The following is a 23,844-nucleotide window of genomic DNA, read 5'->3' as shown; positions in this document are numbered from 1 at the left end:
GTGAACCCCCCGGCCCCGCATCCGGCGAGCGGCCGTCCGGAGTAGTGGCGGTACGGGTGACGCCGGCTCAGCCGGCGGCGACGAACGTGTGCGCGGCCTTGTCGTGCCAGCACTGGCGCCAGGGCTTGTCGAACAGGCACCACAGGACGCCGACGACACCGACGACGAGCAGCCCGGGGACGCTGTAGACGAGCCAGCGGCGCAGGGCCGCGCCGAAGGCGGGCGCCTCGTGCCCCTCGATGTCCCGCACCTCGATGCCCAGCAGCCTCTTGCCCAGGGTGCGGCCCCACTTGACGGTCGGCAGCACCTCGAGGAGGACGCCGGCGAGGAGGAGGACGGCGAGGACGATGCCGAGGTGGACGGAGGTGGTGCCGTCGAGCAGCCAGACGGTGACGGTCTCGCCGGAGAGCTTGGCCGCCTCGATCTTCGCGTCGATGTGGTCCACGGCCTTGAGGCCGAGCGGCACGGCGGCCACGGCGGTGACGGCGCCGAGGACGACGGTGTCCAGCAGCCGGGCCGCCAGCCGCCGGCCGAGCGCGGCGGGGCGGGCCGCGGCCTGGCGCCGGGCGGCGGCCTGGAACACGTCCTCGACCGGCGGCTTCCAGGGCGCGACGGGCGGCTCCTCGCCGCCGGCCAGCCGGTGCACCTGCTGCGCCCAGGAGGACTGGCCCCCGCCGGGGCCGCTCGTCAGGGGCGCGGAGGCGGCAGCGGCGGGCGGGGGCACCGTACCCGCCGCGTGCCCCGCCCCCGCCGCGCCCGCGGTCTGCGGGGGCACGGCCGGGGCGGGGGCCTGCTGGGGTCCGGAGGGCGCCGCGGCGGCGGCACGGGCGGCTGCCGCCTTCCCGGCCCCGAACCCGGGCCGTCCGGGGGCGGCGGAGCCCGCCTGCTGCCCCGCGGGGGCCTGTCCCGTGCGCGGGGTGACGGCGCGGAAGGTCATCGTGCCCTCGTCCGCGGGTTCCCCGCCGGCGGCCCCGGCCTCCTGCCGCGGCTTCGGCGCCGGGCGGCGGAACACGAAGGTGTTGCCCGAACCGGCCGCGGCCCGCTCGTCCGGGGTGTCCGCGCCCGCGGGCCCGGTCTCCGGCACGGAGGACGCGGAGGCAGCGGAGGACGCGGAGGCAGCGGAGGCAGCGGACGGCGGGGCCTCGTGCGGCACCCTCGGGTCGGCGCCCCAGGACACCTTGCGGTCCTGGTCGCCGCCGAAGCCGGTCTGATGGGAGCGGTCGGCGCCCCACGCCGAGGCGGGCTCGGGCCGGCCGCCGTGCCGGGACCCTGCCGGGGGCGGTTCCCCGACCGGGTCCTCGTCGAAGAAGTGCGGTCCGGTCTCCTCGACGGAGGGCCGCGCCGGGCCCCCGCCGGGCGGCGGTGCGAGCGGCTCGCCGTCCTTGGGCGCCGGACGGCTCGTGCCCGGTACCCAGGAGGCGCCGTTCCAGTACCGGACATATCCAGGAATGGACGGGTCCGGGTAGTACCCTTCGCGGGGCCTGTCGTCACCGGGGGCCGGGGTTGGGGCACTCATTCCGTCGTCCCGTATCTGCTCGATGGGGTGGGTCGGGGGGACCACATCTATCAGACGGGCGGGGAGCTGACCGCCCGTCCGGCAGGACCCCACCCCTTTCGGGCACCTTCTCGTTCAGAAGAGCTTGCCCGGGTTGAGAATGCCCAGCGGGTCGAAGACCTTTTTGACCGCCCGCTGCATCTCCAGTCCCACGGGGCCGATCTCGCGCGCCAGCCACTCCTTCTTCAGCACGCCGACCCCGTGTTCGCCGGTGATGGTGCCGCCGAGTTCCAGGCCGAGCGCCATGATCTCGTCGAAGGACTCCCTCGCCCGGCGCGACTCCTCGGGGTCGGACGCGTCGAAGCAGACCGTCGGGTGGGTGTTGCCGTCGCCGGCGTGGGCGACGACGCCGATGGTGAGCCGGTGCTTCTCGGAGATCCGCTCCACGCCGTCGATGAGCTCGCCGAGCCGGGAGCGGGGCACGCACACGTCGTCGATCATCGTCGTGCCCTTGACCGCTTCGAGCGCGACCAGGGACAACCGCCGCGCCTGGAGCAGCAGTTCGGACTCGGCGGCGTCCTCGGCCGGGACCACCCCGGTGGCGCCGGCGGCCTCGCACAGCGCGCCGACGGCGGCGAGGTCGGCGGCCGGGTCGGCGGTGTCGAAGGCGGCGAGCAGCAGGGCCCCGGTGGACTCCGGCAGGCCCATGCGGGCCGTGTCATTGACGGCCCTGACCGTCGTGCGGTCCATGAGTTCGAGGAGGGAGGGGACGTGCCCGCCGGCCATGATGCGGCACACGGCGTCGCAGGCGGCGGCGCCGGAGGGGAACTCGGCGGCCAGCACCAGCTGCCCGGGCGGTACGGGCCGCAGGGCGAGGACCGCCCGGACGACGATGCCGAGGGAGCCCTCGGAGCCGACGAACAGGCGGGTCAGGTCGTATCCGGCGACGCCCTTGGCGGTGCGGCGGCCGGTGGACATCAGACGGCCGTCGGCGAGGACGACGTCGAGGCCGAGGACGTACTCGGCCGTCACCCCGTACTTCACGCAGCACAGCCCGCCCGACCCGGTGCCGATGTTGCCGCCGATGGTGCACGTCTCCCAGCTGGAGGGGTCCGGCGGGTAGGAGAGGCCGTGCTCGCCGGCCGCGCGGGAGAGGGCGGCGTTGACGACGCCGGGTTCGACGACGGCGATCCGGTCGACCGGGTCGATCTCCAGGATGCGGTCCATCCCGGTCAGGGAGAGCACGATGCAGCCGTCGGTGGCGTTGGCGGCGCCGGACAGGCCGGTGCGGGCGCCCTGCGGGACGACGGGGACGCGCAGTTCGGTGGCGGTGCGCATGACGTGCTGGACCTGCTCGACCGTGCGCGGCAGGACCACCACCGCGGGGCTGCCGGCCGGGCAGAAGCTCGCCATGTCGTGGGCGTAGGAGGCCGTGACGTCGGGGTCGGTGAGGACGGCCTCGGGGGGCAGGCCGCCGAGCAGCCGGTCGACGAGGGGGCCGGCCGCCACCGTGTCTTCATCGCGTCGCGCTTCGATACGGCTCATGATCACAGCGTGACACCGGGGGCCATCGGTGTGAACCCCGTGTACGGCAGCCGCGTCACATCGGGGTGTGATCATCGTATGAACCTGGGGTGTGGCACACAGTGTGCGCCATGACTGTGTGCGCCACGGACGACAAGCCCCATGAGCCCCGGCGGCGGGTCCGCCGTCGGGCGCTGCTCGCCTCGGCCGCCGGATGCGCGGTACTGGGCGGGGTGCTGGTGCTGCCGCCCTGGGGGCACCGGACGGCGCCCGCGCCGGATCCGGGGGCGCGGGCGCTGGCGGCGGTCACCCACGGGGTGCCGGCCGCGCTGCCCGACCTGCAGACGCTGGCCGAGGAGCGCGAGCGGCGGGTGCGCAGGCACCCGGGGGACGCGGAGGCCTGGGCGGTGCTCGGGGCGGCCCGGGTGGAGCAGGGGCTGCGGCTGGCGGACCCGGCGTACTGGCCGCGGGCCGAGCGGGCGCTGCGCACCTCGCTGAAGGTGCGGGCGAAGGGGAACGCCCCGGCGCTGCGGGGGCTGGCCGCGCTGGCGAACGCGCGGCGGGACTTCGCCGGGGCACGGAAGTGGGGCGAGGCGGCGCGGAAGCTGGAGCCGGAGCGGTGGACGACGTACCCGCCGCTGATCGAGGCGTCCGCCGGGCTCGGTGACGACGAGGAGACGGGGAAGCTGCTGGAGAAGCTGAAGGACCTGCGCTCCGGTCCCGCCGTGATGGCGCGGGCGGCGGCCGTGTACCGGGACCGGGGCTGGCGGGAGGACGCGGCGGCGAAGCTGGCGGACGCGGCGGCGGCCGCCGGGGAGCCGGCCGAGCGGGCGGCCTACCTGGAGCGGGCCGGGCAGCTCGCCTGGGAGCGCGGCGACCGGGAGGACGCGCTGCGGCACTTCCAGGAGGCGGTGCGGCTCGACCCCGATCAGCGGGCGGCCCAGGCCGGGCAGGGCAGGGCGCTGACGGCGCTGGGGCGGATGACGGAGGCGCTGAGCGCGTACCGGGTGGCGCTGGCGAAGCAGCCCCGGCCGGAGTACGCGCTGGAGCTGGGGGAGCTGTACGAGTCGCTGGGGCTGAGACGGGCGGCGCAGGTGCAGTACGGGGTGCTGCGGGAGCGGGTCCGGCTGGCCGCGGCGCACGGGGGTGACGAGGAGGTGGTGCTGGGGCGGTTCGAGGCGGACCACGGGGACGCGGAGGACGCCGTGCGGCGGCTGAGGAAGGAGTGGGAGCGGCAGCCGTCGACGGAGGTGGCGGACGCGCTGGGGTGGGCGCTGCACCGGGCCGGGGAGCACGAGGAGGCCCTCCCCTTCGCCGTACGGGCGACGGAGGGGGAGCGGGGCGGTGGGGTGCGCAGTGCGTTGTACGTGTTCCACCGGGGGATGATCGAGCGGTCGCTGGAGCGGTACGGGGCGGCGCGGCGGCATGTGGGGGAGGCGCTTCGGATCAACCCGTGGTTCTCGCCGTTGCGGGTGCCGCAGGCGAAGGCGGCGCTGGCCCGCCTGGGTGAGCCGTCCGTCCAGGCGGGGCCCGAGTTGTCCTGAGCCGCAGGTCGGTGCGGGGCGGGGGGTGTCGCGCAGCCCGGCGTTTGCGGGGTGCCTCCCCCGGAGGGGGTGCCCCCGGCCCCCGCACCGCAGGGCGGTGCGGGGGCCGGGGGCACGGGGGGGCTCACAGGTTGCCGCGCTTGGCCTGTTCGCGTTCGATGGCCTCGAAGAGGGCCTTGAAGTTGCCCTTGCCGAAGCCCATGGAGCCGTGGCGCTCGATGAGCTCGAAGAAGACCGTCGGGCGGTCCTGGACCGGCTTGGTGAAGATCTGCAGCAGGTAGCCGTCCTCGTCGCGGTCGACGAGGATCTTCAGCTCGCGCAGCGTCTCGACCGGCACCCGCGTCTCCCCGGCCCACTCGCCGAGGGTGTCGTAGTACGAGTCGGGGGTGTCCAGGAACTGGACGCCGGACGCGCGCATCTGACGGACCGTCCGCACGATGTCGTTGGTGTTCAGCGCGATGTGCTGCACGCCGGCGCCGCCGTAGAACTCCAGGTACTCGTCGATCTGGGACTTCTTCTTGGCGACGGCGGGCTCGTTGATCGGGAACTTGACCTTGAGCGTGCCGTCGGCGACCACCTTCGACATCAGCGCGCTGTACTCGGTGGCGATGTCGTCGCCCACGAACTCCTTCATGTTCGTGAAGCCCATGACCTTGTTGTAGAACTCGACCCACTCGTTCATCCGGCCGAGCTCGACGTTGCCGACGCAGTGGTCGACCGCCTGGAAGGAGCGCTGGGCCGGCGGCTCGACGATCGGGTCGGCGGCGACGTACCCGGGCAGGTAGGGGCCGTCGTAGCCGGAGCGCTCGACCAGCGTGTGGCGGGTCCTGCCGTACGTGGCGATCGCGGCCAGGACGACGGTGCCGTGCTCGTCCTTCAGCTCGTACGGCTCGGCGACGGAGCGGGCGCCGTGCTCGACGGCGTAGGCGTACGCGGCGCGCGCGTCCGGGACCTCGATGGCGAGGTCGACGACGCCGTCGCCGTGCGCGGCCACGTGGTCGGCGAGGAACGCGCCCCACTCGGTGGACTGCTTGATCACCGAGGTGAACACGAAGCGGGCCGACCCGCTCTCCAGGACGTAGGCGGCGGTCTCGCGGCTGCCGTTCTCCGGTCCGGAGTAGGCGACCAGCTTCATGCCGAAGGCGGTGGAGTAGTAGTGCGCCGCCTGCTTGGCGTTGCCCACGGCGAAGACGACCGCGTCCATTCCCTTGACCGGGAAGGGGTCGGCCTGCCGGGCGGTCGCTGCGGGAGTGTGGTGTGTGGTCTGCGTCATAGGGGCAGGGTGGGCCAGCTCTGCAAGGTGCGCAATAGTTGGCCCGTTCGCTGGGCAATGTGCTCAACCGGATACGCGGGTCGGCGGGCTTTCTGTACAGGATGACCATCGGGGAGGCGGACGTGGCGATCGATCATCTGGACGGGCGGATCATCCTGCTGCTGGCGCGGGAGCCGCGGATCGGGGTGCTGGAGATGTCGCGGCGGCTCGGGGTGGCGCGCGGCACCGTGCAGGCCCGCCTCGACCGGCTTCAGTCGAACGGAGTCATCCGCGGATTCGGTCCCGAGGTGGATCCGGCGGCCCTCGGCTACCCGGTCACGGCGTTCGCCACGCTGCAGATCCGGCAGGGGCAAGGGGCCGACGTACGCGCCCACTTGGCGACGGTGCCGGAGGTGCTGGAGCTGCACACCACGACCGGCACCGGGGACATGCTGTGCCGTCTCGTGGCGCGCTCCAACGCCGATCTCCAGCGGGTGATCGACCGCGTCGTCGGTTTTGATGGCATCGTCCGGGCGTCCACGGCGATCGTCATGGAGAACCCCGTTCCGCTGCGGATCATCCCGCTGGTGGAGCAGGCCGCGCTCGGCGAGTGAACCGACCTGGCCGAGCTGGGGTGAGCGCGTGTGAACTTCTGGGAGTACCTGGGAAGCCGGCACCAGCAGCTGCTCATCGACGCCTACCAGCACGCCAGCGTCGTCTTCCAGTGCATGGTGGTGGCGACCCTGCTCGGTGTGCTGATCGGCGTGACCACCTACCGCAGCGAGTGGGCGGGCAACCTCGCCACGACCGCCACCGCCACCCTGCTGACCATTCCGGCGCTGGCCATGATCGGGCTGCTGATCCCGGTCGTGGGGCTCGGGGTGCCGCCGACGGTGATCGCGCTGACGCTGTACGGGCTGCTGCCGATCGTGCGGAACGCGATCGTGGGGCTGCGCGGGGTCGACCCGTCGCTGGTGGACGCGGCCGAGGGGATCGGCATGTCGCGCCTGGCGCGGCTGGCCCGGGTGGAGCTGCCGCTGGCCTGGCCGCCGATCCTGACCGGGATCCGGGTCTCCACACAGATGCTGATGGGCATCGCCGCCATCGCCGCGTACGCCTCCGGTCCCGGCCTCGGCAACCTGATCTTCCGCGGGATCGCCTCGCTGGGCAGCAAGAACGCGCTGAACCAGGTGCTCGCGGGCACCCTCGGGATCATCGTCCTGGCCCTGCTGTTCGACGCCGCGTACGTGCTGATCGGGCGGCTGACCATTTCCAGGGGGATCCGTGCCTGATCCGTCCGTGCCCGGTTCCGGGACGTCCGCGCCCGGTCCCGGGACACCCATGCCCGGTTCCGGAACGTCCGCGCCCGGTTCCGGGACACCCGGGCCGGGGTCCCGGTCGGCCGGGGCGACCATCGAGCTGGAGGGCCTGACCAAGCGGTACCCGGGCAGTGCGCTGCCGGCCGTCGACAACGTCAGCATGGACATCAGGGCGGGCGAGACGGTGGTCTTCGTCGGCCCGTCGGGCTGCGGGAAGTCCACCACCCTGAAGATGATCAACCGGTTGATCGAGCCGACGGGCGGCCGGATCCGCATCGGCGGCGAGGACGTCACCGACATGGACCCGGTGCGGCTGCGCCGCACGATCGGGTACGCGATCCAGGCGAGCGGGCTCTTCCCGCACATGACGGTGGCGCAGAACATCGCGCTGGTGCCGAGGATGCTGCGCTGGCCGGCGGCCCGGGTGCGGGCCCGAGTGGAGGAGATGCTGGACCTGGTCGGCCTGGACCCCGGCGAGTTCCACGACCGCTATCCGCGCCGGCTGTCCGGCGGCCAGCAGCAGCGGGTGGGGGTGGCGCGGGCGCTGGCGGCGGATCCGCCGGTGCTGCTGATGGACGAGCCGTTCGGCGCGGTGGACCCGATCACCCGGGACCACCTCCAGGACGAGCTGATCCGGCTCCAGCGGGAGCTGCACAAGACGATCGTCTTCGTCACCCACGACTTCGACGAGGCGATCAAGATCGGCGACCGGATCGCGGTGCTGCGCGAACGCTCGCACATCGCCCAGTTCGACACCCCGGAGGCGATCCTCACCAACCCCGCCGACGACTTCGTGTCGGGCTTCGTCGGCGCCGGGGCCGCGCTGAAGCGGCTCAACCTCACCCGGGTGCGGGACGTGGAGATCACCGACTACCCGACGGTGACGGTCGACGACCCGCTCCAGCACATCTTCAACCGGCTCCGCTCCAGCGGCACCAACGAGATCCTGCTGCTCGACAAGCGGGGCCGCCCCTACAAGTGGCTCAGGCGCGGCGACATGATGCGCGCCAAGGGCTCGCTGGCCCGCGCGGGCACCCTGGTGCACGACACGGTGACCCGGGACGCGACGCTGCGGGACGCGCTGGAGGCGGTGCTCACCGACAACACGGGACGGGTCGCGGTCACCGGGCGGCGCGGTGCGTACGAGGGGGTCGTGGACGTGGAGACGCTGATGAACTCCGTGCACGAGCTGCTGGAGGCGGACCGGCTGGAGGCGCTGGACGCCCAGCACGAGCTCCAGGAGCAGCGGGCCGCGCAGACGCACGCCGAGCAGGAGGGCTTCGGCGGGGAGGCGAAGGCGTGAGGCCCTCCGCTGCCGGCTCCTTCGGCCCTCCCGGGCGGCGGCCCGAGGGCGAGCACGAGGTGAAGGGGCTCGCGTTCCGGGACGAGGGCGGCGGGCCGCCGGACGAGGCGGAGGCCGCTCCCCCGCCCCCGGCCGTGAAGCCGCCCCGGGTGACCTGGCAGAAGCTGACGTTCCTGCCGGCGGTGCTGATCGCCGTGCTGCTCGCGACCTGGCTGTGGTTCGAGCAGGCGGACCTCGACGCGCTCACCCGGAACGCGCTGTCGAACGGGCAGGTGTCCAAGGCGCTGTGGCAGCACATCGGGCTCACCGTGATCTCGACGTTCTTCGTGCTGGTCATCGCGATCCCGCTGGGCGTCCTGCTGACCCGCCGCACGTTCCGCAGGGCCACCCCGGCGGCGATGGCGCTGGCCAACACGGGCCAGGCCACCCCGGCGATCGGTCTGCTGGCGCTGCTGGTGATCTGGCTGGGCATCGGCCGCAGGGCCGCCCTGATCGGCATCGTCGCCTACGCCGTGCTGCCGGTGCTCTCCAACACCATCGCCGGTCTGCGGGCCAACGACCCGACGCTGCTGGAGGCGGCGCGCGGCATCGGCATGTCCCCGCTGGGCGTGCTCACCCGGGTGGAGCTGCCGCTGGCCGTCCCCCTCATCCTGGCGGGCGTGCGGACGGCGCTCGTGCTGAACGTCGGCACGGCGACGCTGGCGACCTTCGGCGGGGGCGGAGGGCTGGGCGTGCTGATCACCACCGGGATCACCAGCCAGCGGATGCCGGTGCTGATGGTGGGCTCGGTCCTCACCGTCGCCCTCGCGCTGCTGGTGGACTGGCTGGCCTCCCTGGCGGAGCTGCTGCTGCGGCCGCGGGGTCTGGAGGCGGGCCCGTGAGACGTGCGTGCCTGTTCCTGGCCGGGGCGCTGCTGGCGGCGGCCTCGGGCTGCGGGCTGACCAGCGGCTCCCCCATGGCCGACGACGTGGAACCCGGCTCGGTCGGCAGGGGGAGGCCGCTGGAGGGCGCGAAGCTCACCGTCACCTCGAAGGAGTTCACCGAGCAGCTCGTCCTCGGCGCGATCATGGGCATCGCCTTCCAGGCGGCGGGCGCGGAGGTCGTCGACCGGACCGGCATCCAGGGCTCCGTCGGATCCCGGGAGGCGGTCGTCAAGGGCGAGGCGGACGCCGGGTTCGAGTACACGGGCGCGGCCTGGATCACGTACCAGGGCAACAGCAGACCGATCCCGGACCCGCGCGAGCAGTGGGAGGCGGTGCGGGACGCGGACGTGAGGAACGGGGTGACCTGGCTGGAGCCGTCGGCACTGAACAACACCTACGCCCTCGCCATGAACCAGGCGAACTTCGAGAAGTACCGCACCCGGACCCTCTCCGAGGTGGCGGCGCTGGCGAAGTCCGACCCCGGCGCGGTGACCCTGTGCGTGGAGGGCGAGTTCGCCAACCGCGCGGACGGGCTGCCGGGCATGGAGAAGGCGTACGGCATGGACCTCCCGGCGCGCGACGTCACGCAGATGGACACCGGGATCATCTACACCCAGACGGCCAAGGGGGCCTGCACGTACGGCGAGGTCTTCACCACCGACGGGCGCATCAAGTCCATGAACCTGGTGGTGATGGCGGACGACAGGAAGTTCTTCCCCAACTACAACGCGGCGCCGACGGTCAACTCCGACACCTTCGAGAAGTGGCCGGCCATCGCGGAGGTCCTCGCCCCGGTGACGGCGAAGCTCGACAACACCGTGGCGCAGGACCTCAACTCGAGGGTGGACGTCGACGGGGAGGACCCGCACCAGGTGGCGCTGGACTGGATGGTGGAGGAGGGGTTCGTCAAGGAGGGCTAGCAGCTCGGGACCTTGCCGGTGCCCTTCTCCAGTGCCACGAGGGCGTCGACGGCGCCCTCGAGGGTGGTGACCGGGACGAGGCGCAGGCCCTCGGGGAGTTCGGACCGGGCGTCGGAGCACTCGTCCTTCGGCACCAGGAAGACGGTGGCGCCGTCCCGCTTGGCCGCCTGCGTCTTCAGGGGTACGCCGCCGACCGCGCCGACGGTGCCGTCCGCGTCGATCGTGCCCGTGCCGGCGACGACCCGGCCGCCGGTGAGGTCGCCGCCGCTGCCGTCGCCGTTCAGCTTGTCGACGATGCCGAGGGAGAAGAGCAGGCCGGCGCTGGGGCCGCCGACGTCGGCGAGCCTGAGGGTGACCTCGATGTCCTCGTCCTCGCGGTTCAGGTATCCCAGGGCGGCCCGGGTGGCCTCGTCCTGGGACTCCTCCATCTGCTTGCGGTTGTACCGCTCGATCTGCTGGACGGTGTCCCCGCTGGGGTAGACCGAGTCGCGGGGCATGACCGCCTCGTCGGTGCCGAACCAGCTGTCGACGACGTCCGGGAGGCCGACGCGGGTGTCCGGCGAGGTCGCCTCGATGGTGGTCATCCGCAGCTGTCCGCTGGTCTCCCGGACCGGTGCGCCGGTGATCGTGATGACCTGGGTGCCCTTGTTCTCACCGAGCACGTCCGCGGTCAGTCCGGGCTGCGCCACGGAGAAGGGGAGCGGCGCGAAGCCCGCGGTGGCCAGCAGGGCCACGACGGGCACGGCCAGGACGGCGAGGGCCTGGGGACGCGTGAGGCGGGAGAGCACGGGTTCAATCTAACGTGCCGCCGTCGCGGGCGGTCCTGCCTCCCCCAGCCCCGGGGCCCCGGGGGCGCCCCGGGAACGCACGGCTGCCCGCGGCCGTGTCAGCGCAGCGCCTCCGCCGCCACCTCGCGGGCGGGTCGTACCTCCCCCAGTGCCTCGGGGACCCGGAGGGCGCCCCGGGAACGCACGGCTGCCCGCGGCCGTGTCAGCGCAGCGCCTCCGCCACCACCTCGCGGGCGGGTCGTACCTCCCCCAGTGCCTCGGGAGCCCAGAGGGCGCCCCGGGAACGCACGGCTGCCCGCGGCGGTGTCAGCGCAGCGCCTCCGCCACCTCGCGGGCCGCGTCCAGCACCCTCGCGCCGACCCGTTCCGGGACGACCTCCGCCAGCATGACCACACCCACGCTGCCCTCGACCCCGGTGACTCCGAGCAGCGGCGCCGCCGCCCCGCACGCCCCGGCCTCCAGCTCTCCGTGGGTGAGGGTGTAGCCGGGATCGTCCGTTTCCTGCAGCCGCGCGGCGAGAATCGCCCTGCCCGCGGCCCCCCGGTCCAGCGGGTGCCGGAACCCCGGGCGGTACGCCACGTGGTAGTCCGTCCACGACGGCTCCACCACGGCCACCGCCAGCGCCTCCGCCCCGTCCACCAGCGTCAGGTGCGCGGTCGCCCCGATGTCCTCCGCCAGCGACCGCAGCGCCGGCATCGCCGCCTCGCGCACCAGCGGGTGCACCTGCCGGCTCAGCCTCAGCACACCCAGCCCGACCCGGGCCCGTCCGCCCAGATCACGGCGTACGAGAGCGTGCTGCTCCAGTGTGGCGAGCAACCGGTAGACAACAGTCCGGTTCACGCCCAGTTTGTGGGAAAGCTCGGTGACGGTCAGCCCGTGGTCCGTATCGGCCAGCAGCTTGAGGACCCGCAGTCCCCTGTCGAGCGTCTGGGAGGTCTCCGCGGTCACGACGCCCACTCCTTAGTGGTGAGGTCGGCGGCCCTCTCTCGGTGGACACGTCACCGAATCCCGTCGGTCACGCGCTTCAGAGGCCGCCGATCGGCCGGCGGCCCGGTACGTGACCCGGGCACAGTCGCTTCACGGCTGCGCTCCGCGGCGGCGCTGCCACGGGGCGTGTGCGTAGCGTGACAGTAGCGAGCCGGTCCGGTCAGCGGAAGGCTCCGTCCAGAATCCGGGCACTCTCACAGGAAAGTGGTTCCGTTTGTCCCCATACGCACACATGGCGTCACCGCATGCGCGTGGCCCACTCCTGCACCTTCTCGATCCGCTGGCGCAGCTGTCCCGCCGTGGCCTCGGCCGAGGGCGGGCCGCCGCAGACCCGGCGCAGTTCGGTGTGGATGACACCGTGCGGTTTGCCGCTCTGGTGGACGTACGCGCCGACGAGGTTGTTGAGCCGCTTGCGCAGCTCCATCATCTCCTTGTGGGAGATCACGGGACGCCGCTCGGCGGGCAGTTCCAGCAGGTCGGCCTCGGTGTCCGGCTTCTTGCGGCTGTGCGCGATCTGCCGGGCCTGCCGCTTCTGGAGCAGCAGCTGCACCTGGTCGGGTTCGAGGAGCCCGGGGATGCCGAGGTAGTCCTGCTCCTCCTCGCTGCCGGGGTGGGCCTGCATGCCGAACTCGGCGCCGTTGTACATCACCCGGTCGAAGACGGCGTCGGACTCCAGCGCCTCGAAGGGCAGCATGTCCTGCTCGCCGGTGTCCTCGTCCTGCTCCCGGTTCGCCTCCTCCATCTCCTTCTCGGACTCGGCGTACGGGTCCTCCTCGCCCTCCTTCTTGGGCTTGTCGAGGACGTGGTCGCGCTCGCGCTCCATCTCGTTGGCGAAGCCGAGCAGGTCCGGGATGGTCGGCAGGAACACGGACGCGGTCTCGCCGCGCCGCCGGGACCGTACGAAACGGCCGACGGCCTGGGCGAAGAACAGCGGGGTGGAGATGGTGGTGGCGTACACGCCGACCGCGAGGCGCGGTACGTCGACGCCCTCGGACACCATGCGGACGGCGACCATCCAGCGGTCGGTGTTCCCGCTGAACTCGTCGATGTTCTTCGACGCGCCGGTGTCGTCGGACAGCACGAGGGTGGCCTTGTGGCCGGTGATCTCGCGGATCAGCTTGGCGTACGCCCGCGCGGACTCCTGGTCGGCGGCGATGACGAGGGCGCCGGCGTCCGGAATGGCCTTGCGGACCTCGGTGAGCCGCCGGTCGGCGGCGCGCAGCACGGCCGGCATCCACTCGCCGCGCGGGTCCAGCGCGGTGCGCCAGGCCTGGCTGACGGCGTCCTTGGTCATGGGCTCGCCGAGGCGGGCCTCGATCTCGTCGCCGGCCTTGGTGCGCCAGCGCATGTTGCCGCTGTACGACATGAAGATGACGGGCCGCACGACGCCGTCGGCGAGGGCGGAGCCGTACCCGTAGGTGTAGTCGGCGGACGACCGCCGGATCCCGTCGTCGCCCTCCTCGTACACCACGAAGGGGATGGGGTTGGTGTCGGAGCGGAACGGCGTGCCGGTGAGCGCGAGCCGCCGCGTGGCCGGCTCGAAGGCCTCCAGGCAGGCCTCGCCCCAGGACTTGGAGTCACCGGCGTGGTGGATCTCGTCCAGGATGACGAGGGTCTTGCGCTGCTCGACGCGGTTGCGGTGCAGCATGGGGCGCACGCCGACACCGGCGTACGTCACGGCGACGCCGTCGTACTCCCTGCCGAGCGGGCCCGCGCTGTACTCCGGGTCGAGCTTGATGCCTATCCGTGCGGCGGCCTCGGCCCACTGCTTCTTCAGGTGCTCGGTGGGCGCGACGACGGTCACCTGCTGCACGACGTGGTGGTGCAGCAGCCAGGACGCCAGCGTGAGCGCGAACGTCGTCTTGCCGGCGCCGGGCGTGGCCACCGCCAGGAAGTCACGGGGCTGGGTCTGGATGTACTTCTCCATCGCCCCCTGCTGCCAGGCGCGCAGCTTGCCGGCGGTGCCCCAGGGGGCACGTCCGGGAAAGGCCGGGGACAGGTGGTGCGAGGCGGAGCTGGCGGTGGTAGTCACGATCTCCGATGGGGGGTCGGGCGGCACGGCCGCGTATGACAACCGGGCCACCCTACCGATGGCCCGGCGGTGTCAACGCCGGTACGCGGCCGCATCACCCGAGGGTGGGACCGAGGTCACAGTCAGCGCGCGAAGCACGGCAGCCGGGACGCGATCTTCGGCACGTCCAGTGCACCCTGGCAGACGTCCGGCACGAACCGCTCGGCCTCGTCCACGTCGAAGTCAGGATCGAGTGGATGCCCGTTCATGTGGAGGAAAACCCAGGTCGCGTACCAGGCGAGGCGCTTGTTGCCGTCGACGAGGGCACGATTGCGGGCGAGGGACTCCATCAGGGCCGCGGCCTTCTGCCACACGTCCGGGTACGCGTCCTGGCCGAACACGCTCGACTGCGGTCGGGCCAGTGCGGAGTCCAGCAACCCGTAATCACGCACCGCGCCCTCCCCGAGCCGCTTCGCGAGGTTCAGCAGCTCGGGCAAGGTGAGGTAGTGCATCAGGCGAGCCTCCGGTTCAGCTCCGCACTGGCCTTCAGCACATGGTCGGCCGCCTCGTTGAACAACCGTGAATGCTCGTTTACGGCCGCGATCACCGCGTCATGCGCGAAGGCCTGCATGCTGCGTCCTTCGGCGGCGGCGCGCTCGCGCAGGGCGTCGAGCTCTTCATCGGTAAACCGCACGTTCAGTCCAGCCATGCCTCGACGGTACTACCTGGTACCACTCGGTGTCACACCGATTCCGTCCGCACCCGCGTGGCCACCCACGCCCCCGCCAGCGCCACCACCGCCATCGGCAGGAACACCGCCGCGAAGGCGGCCGGGTGGGAGCCGGTGGCCTCCGTCGTCGCGTGACCGACCGTGCCGCCGCCGAGGGCCGCGAAGGCCGCTCCCCCGGCGGCCAGCAGGAGGACGTTGGACAGGCCGTCGGAGATCTGGAGGGCGGCGGAGTTGGCGCCGGCCTCCTCGGGCGCGGAGAGCCGGAGCAGCAGCACGCTGGTGGAGGAGATCACCAGGCCCATGCCGAAGCAGCCGAAGCCCCAGGCGACCGCCACCGTCCAGGCGGGTACGGCCTCGATCAGCACGCTGGGGGCCGCCGCGATCGCGGCCGCCACCAGGACCATGCCGAGGGTCATCAGGCGTTCCCGGTACGGCTCCAGGCGGGGCCGGGACTGGAACCAGGAGCCCAGCGCCCAGGTCCCGCCGCCGGCCGCCAGGGAGAAGCCGGCGAGGGTCGGGCTGAGGCCGCGCTGGGTGACCAGCATCAGCGGGACGAAGGACTCCGCCGCGATGAAGGAGCCGGCGGCGACTCCGCGCAGGAGGACGACCGAGGGCAGTCCGCGCGCCGCGCGGCAGGTGCCGCGCGGGAGCAGGCCGAGCACGGCCGGGACCAGCAGGGCGACGCCCAGCGCGCCCGGCGCCAGGGAGGCCCAGCGCAGGTCCTGGGCGGCGTACTGGAGCAGGCCCGCGCCGAAGGAGATCGCCAGGGCCAGGCGGATGCGGCGGCCGTCGAAGGATGCGGGCGCCTCCGCGTTCACCGGGCCGGACGCCAGGCGCCGTATCTGGGGCAGCGCGAGCGCCAGCGGGAACACCACGAGCGCCGGGATGCCGAGGAACACCCAGCGCCAGCCGAGGTGCTCCGTCACCGCGCCGGAGGCCAGCGGGCCGACGACCGACGGCACCACCCAGCTCGCCGCGAACGCCGCCATGATCGCCGGCCGCAGCCGCTCCGGATAGGCCCGCCCGACGATGACGTACAGCGCGACGATCACCAGGCCGCCGCCGAGCCCCTGCACGGCCCGCCCCAGGATGAACAGCCACATCGCCCCGGCCGTCCCGGCGAGCAGCAGGCCGGCCCCGAAGGAGGCGATGCCCCAGGCCAGCGGGGCGAGCGGGCCCCGCCGGTCGGACCACTGGCCGGACAGCACCATGCCGAACAGGCTGGTCGTGAAGTACCCCGAGAACGCGAACGCGTACAGCGGGACCCCGTCCAGCTCCCGCGCCGCCACCGGCATCGCCGTGCCGACCGCCGTCGCCTCGAAGGCGATCAGCAGCACCACGGAGACGACGCCGATGCTCAGCGCCCGGTAGGGGCCGCTCAGCACGGTCTCGTCGGGGGCGACGGCCGGCGAGGGGGCGTCGGCGGGCTCGGCGACATCGGTGTCACGCGGGTTCGGGGCGGTCATGGTCGCCAGGGTAAGGGCCACGGCGTGGTTTGACCCCTGTCGGGGGTCGGGACCGGTACCGGGACCTTGGTCGTAGGACCGGGACCGCCGTTCATGAACGGCGTGTGGCAGTCGCGTTGCGGCCCCCGGTGTTTCCTTGAGCGCCGCCTCCGGCCCGCCGTACGGTCGTCACACCGGTTCGGAACGGCGGGGCACCGCAAGGGACTTCGCCCCCGACACGGCCGTGTGCCCGAGTGGCCCAGGGACTCGCCTGCAAAGCGGGGTACGCGGGTTCGAATCCCGCCACGGCCTCCACGCGCGGCGGGGTGCTCCCGGAGCACCCCGCCCGCTTCGTCAGCGCCCCGAAAAGGCGCGGGGCTGTATCGACATGCGGCTCCGCCGCGCGGGCACGACCCGCCACGACGGCCCCGCAGCCGACCGGCAAACCCAACAACCGCACCTCAGCGAAGCGCTAAAGCACGCCCCCCGCCTCGTCCTGGAAGAGTTCCGTCCAGTAGTGCCAGTCGGTGTCGGTGGTGGTGCCCGTCGGGTCGATGGAGGACAGCACCTGGAGCATCGTCAGCGCCAGCTGGTCGTAGGTGTCACTGGTCAGCGCGTGGCCCGACGCCTCGTCGATGGCGTGCTCGCGGTGGAGCAGCCAGAGGGTGAAGGCGAGCGTGGAGATGTCCGTGTTCAGCGGGTGGAGGAGACCGTCCGGTTCGCTCCAGTTGAGCACCGCGCCCGTGGTGCCGTCGACGACCAGGCTGTTGTCCTCGATCAGGTGCCCCAGGCGTATCAGGTGGCCGGCGCGGGCGGGGAGCAGGCCGGACGGGAGCTCGCCGTCGCGTTCGTCCGCGTAGTACTCCGCGAGCGTGCGCAGCGGCAGGTCGGTGTCCAGGTGGAAGAGGAAGCCGTCCTCCGGCAGGCCCGTCTCGCGCAGGAAGCGGCGGGTCGGCTCGTGGTCGAGCGTCGCGGGGAAGTCGACCTCCTCGAAGCGGACCACTCCGCCCCGGCCGAACTCCTCGTCCAGCAGGCGCAGGGGGAGGTCCAGGGACAGGCCCGAGGCCGTGCCGGGGCCCGCCACCAGGGCCAGCGGACGGATCAGCGCGGCCATCTTCCAGAACGGCGCCGGCTCGCCGTCCGCGCCCTCCTCGAAGAGCGCCAGCAGCTGCCGGGAGGCCTCCGCGACCGCCTTGGTGCCGTACCGGCCCGCGTGGGCGGCGAACTGGCCCCGCAGTCCCGCCAGTTCGTCCGTCGCCGCCGCGAACCGCACCAGCGTCGGCAGGGACGGGGCGAGCGGGCGGCGGTCCATCAGGTCGGGGCGGTCGTGGAGGAAGAACGTGGTGGACACCTCGCCGGTCACCCCGTCGAGCAGCACCGACTCCGTCCGGAGACCGGCCGGGCCCAGCAGTCCGCCGATGACCAGCTGGTCCCGCAGCTCCGCGGAGAGCCGGTCGCCGGGGCCGTCCGTCGCGTCGCCCACCGTGCGCGGGCCGCCCTGCCGCGCCAGCTCCGCGAAGCTGAACAGGCCGCTGTCCGCGGGCAGTCCGGGACCGGTCAGCCAGCCGCGCGTGGACGCGTGCGTGATGCGGGGATCGAGGTCGGCGCCGGTCAGTGTGATCGCCGCTGTGGCGACGGTGTCGGTCGTGCTCATGATTCCCCCGCGATACGTGTGCTCGGTCCCGGGCCCGCGAACGCCCCGCCCCGGGCAGGACGGACCGGGCCCTTCCGGACCCGGCGGCCGTCCCCCACTGCTCGGCACACTACGCGGCACCACTGACAACGCCCCCGGACCGAGGGCGGCGGATCCGACGCCCCGTCACTGAAGACGCCCGGGCAACCGTTTGCGTTGCTTTTTCTCCGGGTTCCCCGGGAATCACCCGGAACGGGGCTCAGCCGCCGGTCACCACCGCGGCCTGCGGACGGATCGGCAGGCGGTTCACCGGGCGGCCCGTGGCGGCCCGTACGGCGGAGGCGATCGCCGCCGGCGAGGTCACCACCGGCACCGCGCTGGCCGCCTTCGCTCCGAACGGCGCGACCACGTCCCGCTCCTCGACCAGCTTCACGATGTGGATGTCCGGGGCGTCCAGCGCCGTCGGCAGGGCGTACCCGGTCAGGTCGGGGTGGCGGACCAGTCCGCGCGGCGTGCGCAGGTTCTCGGTGAGCGCGGCGCCCAGCCCCTGGGTCACGCCCGCCTCGATCCGGGCGGCCAGCTGCGCCGGGTTCAGCACCCGGCCCACGTCCTGGGCGACCGCCAGCTCCACGACCCGTACCGAGCCGAGCTCGATGTCGACGTCGACCACCGCGCGGATCGCGCAGAAGGCCATGCCGACGAAGGCGTCGCCCTGGCCGGACCCGTCCAGCGGCTCCGTCGGGTGCGGACGGCACTGGGCGGTGGCCCACAGCTCCTTGCCGTGCAGCTCCTCGGTCACGGTCGTGGAGAGCACGCCGTCGTACGAGGTGATCTTGCCGTCGGTGATCTGGAGCAGCTCGGTGGACATGCCGAACTTGTGCGCGAGGGGCTGGAGGAGCTGGGTGCGGACCATCTTCGCCGCGCGCTCCACCGCACCGCCCGACACCCAGGTGTGCCGGCCCCGGCAGCCCGGGCCGGCCGAGGGCTGGTCGGTGTCGACGGGCGCCACGTGCACCTCGTCGACGCCGAGAATCTCCTGGACGATCTGCCGGGCCAGGGTGGAGAAGCCCTGGCCGCTCTCCACGGCCGCGCACAGCACCGTCGCCACGCCGCCCTGGACCCGCACGGTGGCCGTGGACACCTCGTCCGCGCCCTCCGCGCCGAGCATGTGCACCATGCCGAGGCCGTAGCCCACGCCCCGGCGCACCGCGCCCGGTTCACCCGCGCCCTCGGGGCCGCCGGGCAGCAGCCACTCGTCCTCGGGGGTGTCCTTGGGCAGCGGCGGCAGCGGGAAGTCCCGTACCGCCTCGAGGAGTTCGGCGACCGGGGCCGGGCAGGTCACGGTCTGGCCGGTGGGCAGCACGTCGCCGGTGGCCATCACGTTGCGCAGGCGCAGCTCCGCCGGGTCGACGCCGAGCTTCTTGGCCAGCTTGTCCATCTGCGCCTCGTGGGCGGCGCACACCTGCATCGCGCCCTCGCCGCGCACGTGGCCGGAGGGCGGGTTGTTGGTGCGCACGGCCCAGCCCTCGATGAAGGCGTTGGGGACGACGTACGGACCGCAGGCGAAGGCGACGGCGGCGGCGAGGGCGTCGGAGGAGGTGTCGGCGTAGGCACCCGCGTCGAGCAGGATCTGCGCCTCGACCTTCACCAGTCTGCCCTCGGCGTCGGCGTGGTGGCGGTAGCGCAGCAGCGTGGGGTGCCGGTGGGTGTGGCCGAGGAAGGACTCCTCGCGCGTGGCGGCGAGTTTCACCGGGCAGCCGGTCCGCAGCGCCAGCAGGCCGAGCGGGAGCTGGAAGCCGCGGTCCTCGCGGTCGGCGGTGGCGCCGGGCACGCCGGTGACGACGACCTTCACCCGTTCGGGTGTCAGGCCGAGGACCGCGGCGGCGGTGTCCCGGTCGCCGTGCGGGTCGGTGGAGGCCAGGTACAGCTCGACGCCGCCGTCCGGGCGGGGCACGGCGAGACCGGCCTCGGCGCCGATGGGGGCGGGGTCCTGGCGGCCGATGCGGTACAGGCCCTCGACGACGACGTCGCCGGCCGCTTCGGGGTCGCCGTGGCGCAGCGGGATGTGCCGGATCAGGTTGCCGTCGGGGTGCAGCGGTTCGGCCTCGAACGCCTGCTCGGGGTCGGTCACCGGGTCGAGCACCTCGTACTCGACGATGACGGCGGCGGCGGCCATCCGCGCGGTGTCCGGGTGGTCGGCGGCGACGGCCGCGATGGGCTCGCCGTGGTGGCGCACGACCTCGGAGGCGAAGACCGGGCGGTCGGCCGTGCCGCGGCCGTGCACCGGGTCGCCGGGGACGTCCTCGTGCGTGACCACCGCGTGGACGCCGGGCATCTCGCGCGCGTGCGTGGTGTCGATGGACACGATGCGCGCGTGCGGGTGCGGCGAGCGCAGCACGGCCGCCCACAGCAGGCCCTCGGCCCACAGGTCGGCGGCGTACGGGAAGGTGCCCTCGGTCTTGGCGCGGGCGTCGGCGGCCGGGAGGGAGCCGCCGAGTCCGTGCGGGACCGGCTCCGGCTCGGGAGCGGCCTCCGTGGCCTGCGCGGTGGCTGCTTCGTTGGTCACGCCTGGCCTCCGTCCGGGCCGTAGGGCTGGTCATGGGGCTGCTCGTCGGGTCCGGGGGCGCCGAACGCCGAGGGGTTGACGCCGCCGGCGCCGGGGCCCGCCTGGTGCGGGATGCGGGGCGGTTCCGCCTCGCCGTCGGAGTCGTCCTCGGCGGACGCGGCGTGCGCCTCGCGTTCGGCGACGACCTCCTTGACGGCGTTCACCACGCCCCGGTAGCCGGAGCAGCGGCAGAGGTTGCCGCACAAGGCCTGGCGGGTCTCCAGTTCGGTGGGCGCCGGGTTGCCCTCGAGGAGGTCGTGCACGGTCATCGCCATGCCCGGCACGCAGAAGCCGCACTGCACGGCGCCGCACCGGGCGAGCGCCCGCTGCACGTCGGAGGGCCGGCCGTCCTGCGCCAGTCCTTCGACGGTGCGGACCTCGCTGCCGGCCGCGGTGACGGCCGGGACCAGGCAGGACGCCACGAGCCGGCCGTCGACCTGCACGTTGCAGGCCCCGCACTCGCCCTGGGAGCAGCCGTCCTTGGCGCCGGCGAGACCGAGCCGCTCGCGCAGCACGTACAGCAGCGACTCGCCGATCCAGGCGTCGGTGACGGGCCGGTCAGTGCCGTTGACGCGGAGCACGTAGGAGGCGAGGGGGTGGTCGTCGTGCGGGGGCGGCGGGTCGTCCACCACGTGCGATGCGCCCGGTTCGCCCTGTTCGTCCGGGGCGTCGGGTGCCGTCCCGGTCTCCGGGGAGCCGGTATCGGCAGACCCCGCCGCCGGTTCCGTCTCCGGAGCGGGCTCGGCGGGGGCCGTGGAGGGCTCCGGCGGGCCCTCGGCGGCCTCTGGGGCCCCGTGGGTGTCCGCGGCGGTCTCGGAGACCTCACCGGCCCCGGAAGCGGCCCCTGAGGCGTCCTGGGCGTCCGGGGCGTCCGGGTGCGGGTGTTCCCGGAGTCCGGCCGGGGCGCCCTCGGCGGACTCCGCCGCGGACCGCCACTGCGGCTCCGCGTACTCCTCGGCGGCGAACGACTGCGGCGCACCGGCCGACCCGGGTCCTGCGTGCCCGTCGTACCCGGACGGCTGCCCGGGTACGGGACCGTCGCCCCGGCCCGGCTCGCCGTGGTGCTCCGGGGCGTGCGCGGGCACGCCGGAGGACTCCGGCACGGCGTCGGCGTCCGACTGCCCCGGCGCGTGCTCCCCCGCCGGCTGCACGGGCGTGCCGTGGGCCGGCGTCCCGCCATAGACGTCCTGGCCGGGCACGGGACCGGCGTCCGACTGCCCCGGCACGTGCTCCCCGGCCGGCTGCACGGGCGTGCCGTGGGCCGGCGTCCCGCCGTACACGTCCTGGCCGGGCAGAAGGCCCGCTCCGGGCTGCCCCGGCGCCTGTTCGGGCACGGGACCGGCGTCCGACTGCCCCGGCGCGTGCTCCCCCGCCGGCTGCACGGGCGTGCCGTGGGCCGGCGTCCCGCCGTACACGTCCTGGTCCGCGGGGCCCTCGCCGTGACTGCCGGGACCGGTGTACGGCAGTGGTCCGGCGGCGGGCAGGGGCTGTCCGCCGTACGTGTCCGCGCCGGGCGGCTGCTGGAGCGCGGGGCCGTCGGTGTGGGGCCGGGGGCCGGGCTCTCGCGGGTCCTGCACGGGGCCGTGTTCGCCGCCCCGCGGCTCCTGGTCCCCGTCCTGCGGGACGCCGGGCACCCCGGGTCCCCACGGGGTGCCGATGGACTGGGGGGGCGCCCAGGGGGCGGGGGCGCCGCCCGGGAGGGTGGCCGGCGGGGTGCCGCCCCACTGCTCGACCAGGGCGGACGCGGTGAACTCGCCCGACTCGTCCGGTAGATCGCCGTCGGCCACGGGGATCGACCACTGGCCGGTGACGTCGTGTCCCGGTGCCGGGTTCTCCGGGGCCTGCTCCCCGTAGGTCCACTGTCCGGCCGCGCCGGGGTCGTACGTGAACCGGTCCCCCGGTGCCGCGGCCGCCCCGGGGTCGTGCCACTGGGCGCCGTCGACCGGCGCGCCGGGCACTCCCCAGGAGCCGGCGGCCGCCGGGTCGGTGCCCGCGGCGGCGGCCGGGTCGACCGCGATCTGCGGCGGCACGTAACCGTGGCCGGGCGCGGCGAGCGGGCTCTCCATGGAGTCCAGCAGGGCGTCGATGCCGCCCTCGGGGAGGTTCACGAAGGCCGTGGCGCCGTCGTCGTAGTCGCCCTGGGGCAGCGGGTCCCAGCGGCTGCCGCCCGGGGGCGTGCCCTGTCCGTGCTGGTCGTCGGTCACGACAGCGCCCTCCCCAGTGCTCGTCGGGCCAGTGCGGCGACGGTGCGCCGCAGGTGCAGTACCGCGGGCGGAAGCGGTGGGACGGTGCCGTCCTCGCCGGGGGCGGCGTCGGGGATGCAGGCCGCGGCGACGTACTCCCCGAACGCGTTCAGTGCCTCGGGCACGATCGCGCGGTTGTTGTCCCAGTCGATGAGCTGCGCGACCCACTGCTCGGCCTCCAGGGGCCGCAGCGGCATCGGCGCTATGGCGCCCACCGCGCAGCGCACCCCGCGGCGGGCCGGGTCGAGCACCAGGGCGACGGAGGCGACCGCGCGGCCGGGGCCGGTGCGGCCGGTCGCCTTCAGGAAGACCTGGGGGGCGTGCAGCAGCGGCACGCGCACGTAGCCGATGAGTTCGCCGGGGCGCAGCAGGTCCATCCCGGCCAGCAGGTGCGACACCGGGAGTTCGCGGCGGACTCCGCCCGGGCCCGCGATGATCAGCGTCGCCTCCAGCGCGGCCAGCACCGGCAGCGCGTCCCCGGTGGGGGCGGCGGAGGCGATGTTGCCGCCCAGGGTGCCCGCGTTGCGGATGTGCGGCGGGCCGGCGGCACGCGCGGAGGCGGCGAGCGCCGGGATGAGGGCGGCGAAGTCGGGGCGGCCCATGCGCGCGTGGGTGAGACCGGCGCCGAGCAGCGCGTGTCCGTCCAGGTACTGCCAGCCGCGGATCTCGCTGATCCTGCCGAGGCCGACCAGCGCGGCGGGCCTGAGCTGCCCGGAGTTGACGGCGGCCATCAGGTCGGTGCCGCCCGCGACGGGCACGGCGGCGGGCATCGCCGTGAGGGCCGCCACGGCCTCGTCGAGTGTCGTGGGCAGCGTCACGGCCTGCGCCGCCTGCGGTGCGTGCGTGCTCAAAACAGGCTGCCCCTTCCCGCTGCCCCACCTGGTCCCACCTGTGCTGCCGTACGGTACGTGCTGACAGGCCGGACGTGGCAACTCTGGCACATCTTGGCAGGTGCCGAGGACGGGGGCCCGCCAGGAGCCGTTCGCCCACTTCACCCCGGACATGGCGGTTTTCGCCCCACATCACCGGTGCGTTTCGGATTGGCACTCTTCGGTGACTCTTGTACCTGTTTCGCATGACCCGTTCGACGCGGGACGAACAGGTGCGCGCACCCCGTTCGGG

The 23,844-nt window shown here is 73.9% G+C and carries 19 protein-coding genes and 1 tRNA gene; 7 read left to right on the top strand and 13 right to left on the bottom strand.

The annotated features are described in order from the left end of the window. Window positions 1-67: 67 nt before the first annotated feature. On the bottom strand, window positions 68-1,516 hold the full coding sequence (locus ACFY3N_RS04250) for an RDD family protein (protein ID WP_390815102.1): 1,449 nt from the start codon (window positions 1,514-1,516) through the stop codon (window positions 68-70). A gap of 114 nt (window positions 1,517-1,630) precedes the next feature. Beyond that, the gene (locus ACFY3N_RS04245) at window positions 1,631-3,046 is read right to left on the bottom strand and encodes an FAD-binding oxidoreductase (protein ID WP_390815101.1); all 1,416 of its coding nucleotides are present in this window, start codon (window positions 3,044-3,046) and stop codon (window positions 1,631-1,633) included. Window positions 3,047-3,150: 104 nt separating this feature from the next. On the opposite strand from ACFY3N_RS04245, the gene ACFY3N_RS04240 reads away from it, so the two are divergent. Next, window positions 3,151-4,563 (top strand): tetratricopeptide repeat protein, encoded by a 1,413-nt coding sequence (locus tag ACFY3N_RS04240; protein WP_390815100.1) that lies wholly within the window; start codon window positions 3,151-3,153, stop codon window positions 4,561-4,563. 124 nt (window positions 4,564-4,687) lie between these two features. Here ACFY3N_RS04240 and hppD read toward each other — a convergent pair whose 3' ends face one another. Further along, window positions 4,688-5,836, bottom strand: a complete 1,149-nt coding sequence (gene hppD / locus ACFY3N_RS04235) for a 4-hydroxyphenylpyruvate dioxygenase (RefSeq protein ID WP_390815099.1) — start codon at window positions 5,834-5,836, stop codon at window positions 4,688-4,690. 122 nt (window positions 5,837-5,958) lie between these two features. Here hppD and ACFY3N_RS04230 point away from each other — a divergent pair, with 122 nt between their 5' ends. The 5 genes from ACFY3N_RS04230 to ACFY3N_RS04210 are packed head-to-tail and all read left to right on the top strand — an operon-like array spanning window position 5,959 to window position 10,280. Beyond that, window positions 5,959-6,429, top strand: a complete 471-nt coding sequence (locus ACFY3N_RS04230) for an Lrp/AsnC family transcriptional regulator (protein ID WP_351999922.1) — start codon at window positions 5,959-5,961, stop codon at window positions 6,427-6,429. 30 nt (window positions 6,430-6,459) lie between these two features. After that, complete coding sequence (locus ACFY3N_RS04225) at window positions 6,460-7,107, top strand: ABC transporter permease (protein WP_390815098.1); 648 nt, start codon at window positions 6,460-6,462, stop codon at window positions 7,105-7,107. A gap of 49 nt (window positions 7,108-7,156) precedes the next feature. Further along, on the top strand, window positions 7,157-8,437 hold the full coding sequence (locus ACFY3N_RS04220; protein WP_390815097.1) for an ABC transporter ATP-binding protein: 1,281 nt from the start codon (window positions 7,157-7,159) through the stop codon (window positions 8,435-8,437). Further along, window positions 8,434-9,318 (top strand): ABC transporter permease, encoded by an 885-nt coding sequence (locus ACFY3N_RS04215; protein ID WP_390815096.1) that lies wholly within the window; start codon window positions 8,434-8,436, stop codon window positions 9,316-9,318. The genes ACFY3N_RS04220 and ACFY3N_RS04215 overlap by 4 nt, the downstream gene beginning before the upstream one ends. Then, a complete protein-coding gene (locus ACFY3N_RS04210; protein WP_390815095.1) occupies window positions 9,315-10,280 on the top strand; it encodes a glycine betaine ABC transporter substrate-binding protein in 966 nt (321 codons plus the stop codon). Before ACFY3N_RS04215 ends, ACFY3N_RS04210 begins: the two co-directional genes overlap by 4 nt. On the opposite strand, the gene ACFY3N_RS04205 is transcribed toward ACFY3N_RS04210, so the two are convergent. The 6 genes from ACFY3N_RS04205 to ACFY3N_RS04180 all read right to left on the bottom strand — a co-directional run bounded on the left by ACFY3N_RS04205 (window position 10,277) and on the right by ACFY3N_RS04180 (window position 16,262). After that, window positions 10,277-11,068 (bottom strand): S16 family serine protease, encoded by a 792-nt coding sequence (locus ACFY3N_RS04205; RefSeq protein WP_390815094.1) that lies wholly within the window; start codon window positions 11,066-11,068, stop codon window positions 10,277-10,279. The two genes, ACFY3N_RS04210 and ACFY3N_RS04205, sit on opposite strands and share 4 nt — an antisense overlap. Window positions 11,069-11,374: 306 nt before the next feature. Further along, window positions 11,375-12,016 carry an IclR family transcriptional regulator gene (locus ACFY3N_RS04200; protein ID WP_390815093.1) on the bottom strand — a complete coding sequence of 214 codons (642 nt, stop codon included), beginning with the start codon at window positions 12,014-12,016 and terminating at the stop codon, window positions 11,375-11,377. A 277-nt stretch (window positions 12,017-12,293) separates the two neighbouring features. Then, the gene (locus ACFY3N_RS04195; protein ID WP_390815092.1) at window positions 12,294-14,087 is read right to left on the bottom strand and encodes a DEAD/DEAH box helicase; all 1,794 of its coding nucleotides are present in this window, start codon (window positions 14,085-14,087) and stop codon (window positions 12,294-12,296) included. A 122-nt stretch (window positions 14,088-14,209) separates the two neighbouring features. Further along, window positions 14,210-14,578: a type II toxin-antitoxin system death-on-curing family toxin gene (locus ACFY3N_RS04190; RefSeq protein ID WP_390815091.1), complete on the bottom strand. Its 369-nt coding sequence runs from the start codon at window positions 14,576-14,578 to the stop codon at window positions 14,210-14,212. Beyond that, on the bottom strand, window positions 14,578-14,775 hold the full coding sequence (locus tag ACFY3N_RS04185) for a hypothetical protein (RefSeq protein ID WP_390815090.1): 198 nt from the start codon (window positions 14,773-14,775) through the stop codon (window positions 14,578-14,580). Before ACFY3N_RS04185 ends, ACFY3N_RS04190 begins: the two co-directional genes overlap by 1 nt. Window positions 14,776-14,807: 32 nt before the next feature. Further along, window positions 14,808-16,262 carry an MFS transporter gene (locus ACFY3N_RS04180; RefSeq protein ID WP_390815089.1) on the bottom strand — a complete coding sequence of 485 codons (1,455 nt, stop codon included), beginning with the start codon at window positions 16,260-16,262 and terminating at the stop codon, window positions 14,808-14,810. Window positions 16,263-16,481: 219 nt separating this feature from the next. Here ACFY3N_RS04180 and ACFY3N_RS04175 point away from each other — a divergent pair. Further along, a tRNA-Cys gene (locus ACFY3N_RS04175) sits at window positions 16,482-16,556 on the top strand. A gap of 157 nt (window positions 16,557-16,713) precedes the next feature. Here the strand turns inward: ACFY3N_RS04175 and ACFY3N_RS04170 are convergent. From ACFY3N_RS04170 to ACFY3N_RS04155, 4 genes are all read right to left on the bottom strand, one after another. Then, entirely contained in the window at window positions 16,714-17,895 is a 1,182-nt protein-coding gene (locus ACFY3N_RS04170; RefSeq protein ID WP_390815088.1) for an SUKH-4 family immunity protein, read from the bottom strand. A gap of 238 nt (window positions 17,896-18,133) precedes the next feature. Beyond that, entirely contained in the window at window positions 18,134-20,440 is a 2,307-nt protein-coding gene (locus tag ACFY3N_RS04165) for a xanthine dehydrogenase family protein molybdopterin-binding subunit (RefSeq protein WP_390815087.1), read from the bottom strand. Next, window positions 20,437-22,683 (bottom strand): 2Fe-2S iron-sulfur cluster-binding protein, encoded by a 2,247-nt coding sequence (locus tag ACFY3N_RS04160; protein ID WP_390815086.1) that lies wholly within the window; start codon window positions 22,681-22,683, stop codon window positions 20,437-20,439. Before ACFY3N_RS04160 ends, ACFY3N_RS04165 begins: the two co-directional genes overlap by 4 nt. Next, window positions 22,680-23,573 (bottom strand): FAD binding domain-containing protein, encoded by an 894-nt coding sequence (locus tag ACFY3N_RS04155; RefSeq protein ID WP_390815085.1) that lies wholly within the window; start codon window positions 23,571-23,573, stop codon window positions 22,680-22,682. Before ACFY3N_RS04155 ends, ACFY3N_RS04160 begins: the two co-directional genes overlap by 4 nt. Window positions 23,574-23,844: the final 271 nt, after the last annotated feature.

The sequence above is a fragment of the Streptomyces sp. NPDC000348 genome (genome assembly GCF_042898795.1).
Taxonomy (GTDB): Bacteria; Actinomycetota; Actinomycetes; order Streptomycetales; family Streptomycetaceae; genus Streptomyces.
The sequence above is the reverse complement of the archived record's forward strand: the minus strand, read 5'-3'. Positions and strand labels throughout refer to the sequence as shown.

What these genes read in the sequence shown, in the direction of transcription:
- ACFY3N_RS04180 (WP_390815089.1), bottom strand. Translation starts at nt 16,262, where the DNA reads ATGACCGCCCCGAACCCGCGTGACACCGATGTCGCCGAGCCCGCCGAC.
- ACFY3N_RS04220 (WP_390815097.1), top strand. Translation starts at nt 7,157, where the DNA reads ATGCCCGGTTCCGGAACGTCCGCGCCCGGTTCCGGGACACCCGGGCCG.
- hppD (WP_390815099.1), bottom strand. Translation starts at nt 5,836, where the DNA reads ATGACGCAGACCACACACCACACTCCCGCAGCGACCGCCCGGCAGGCC.
- ACFY3N_RS04170 (WP_390815088.1), bottom strand. Translation starts at nt 17,895, where the DNA reads ATGAGCACGACCGACACCGTCGCCACAGCGGCGATCACACTGACCGGC.
- ACFY3N_RS04185 (WP_390815090.1), bottom strand. Translation starts at nt 14,775, where the DNA reads ATGGCTGGACTGAACGTGCGGTTTACCGATGAAGAGCTCGACGCCCTG.
- ACFY3N_RS04190 (WP_390815091.1), bottom strand. Translation starts at nt 14,578, where the DNA reads ATGCACTACCTCACCTTGCCCGAGCTGCTGAACCTCGCGAAGCGGCTC.
- ACFY3N_RS04240 (WP_390815100.1), top strand. Translation starts at nt 3,151, where the DNA reads ATGACTGTGTGCGCCACGGACGACAAGCCCCATGAGCCCCGGCGGCGG.
- ACFY3N_RS04250 (WP_390815102.1), bottom strand. Translation starts at nt 1,516, where the DNA reads ATGAGTGCCCCAACCCCGGCCCCCGGTGACGACAGGCCCCGCGAAGGG.